Origin of the sequence: Flaviramulus basaltis, assembly GCF_900114265.1 — a bacterium.
Classification (GTDB): Bacteria; Bacteroidota; Bacteroidia; order Flavobacteriales; family Flavobacteriaceae; genus Flaviramulus; species Flaviramulus basaltis.
Genome location: NZ_FPKV01000032.1, coordinates 1 through 1,106, shown reverse-complemented (window position 1 = coordinate 1,106; position 1,106 = coordinate 1). Strand labels below are relative to the sequence as shown.

At 32.2% G+C, this 1,106-nt stretch carries 1 protein-coding gene; it reads left to right on the top strand.

Annotation, left to right across the window (positions count from 1 at the left end):
* The first annotated feature begins 51 nt into the window (after positions 1 to 51).
* Positions 52 to 1,056, top strand: a complete 1,005-nt coding sequence (locus BT151_RS18375) for an IS30 family transposase (RefSeq protein ID WP_072403825.1) — start codon at positions 52 to 54, stop codon at positions 1,054 to 1,056.
* Positions 1,057 to 1,106: the final 50 nt, after the last annotated feature.

The following is a 1,106-nucleotide window of genomic DNA, read 5'->3' as shown; positions in this document are numbered from 1 at the left end:
CCTCCATTCAATAACTTAACGCAACAAATCTAAAATTATAGATTTGTTACAATGGAAGTAAAAAAACACAAACGACTTACCTTAAAAGAAAGAGTTCAAATAGAGACTCTTTTAAACGAAAACAACACAAAAGCTTATATAGCTAAAAGACTCGATAGATCAAGATCTACAATCTCTAGAGAAGTCAATAAATGGGTACAAAATAAGTACGATAAATACGAAGCTCATTTAGCACAGTGGTGCGCTAAAGACGATTATTTAAACAAAAGAAATCTTGACAAAATAAGCACCTACTCTCTTTTAAGATTCTTTGTCTATAAAGGACTTTTATCCCAATGGACTCCTGAACAAATTTCTGGAAGAATTAAGGAACTCTATCCTAATGATCCTATAATGTCCATTTCTCATGAGGCTATCTATAAACACATTTACACAAGACCGCAAGCTAGTTTAAACAAAAAACTAATCAAACTACTTGTTCGTAAAAAAACAAGACGAAGACCATCTATAAAAAGACGTGGAACTGGAAGCAAAATAATCAATCAAGTCAGTATTGATCTAAGGCCTAAGCACATCGAACTCCGAAAAGAAGTTGGACATTGGGAAGGAGACTTAGTAATTGGAAAAGGTCAAAAATCTGCAATAGGGACAATCGTTGAACGCAAGTCCAGATACACATTAATCATTAAATTGAACAGTAGAAAATCTGATGAAATTGCTAAAATGTTCTCGATGAAATTAAATCAGCTTAACAACTTATTCAAAAAAACAATGACATACGATAACGGAATTGAAATGGCTAAACACGAAAAAATAACACAAAATACTGGTATGAAAATTTTCTTTGCTCATCCATATTCTTCTTGGGAAAGAGGAACTAATGAAAACACAAATGGACTCATTAGAAGATACCTGCCAAAAGGAACAGATTTTAATCTAATTGATGAAAAATTATTGATGCAAATTCAGCTAAAACTTAACAATAGACCTCGCAAAATTATAGGCTTTAAAACACCTCAAGAAATTATGGATTCTGAACTAAAAAATGTAGCTTAGTATCTCACAAAAAAAAGCAACGTTTGTTGCGTTAGAACCTTGAATGCAGC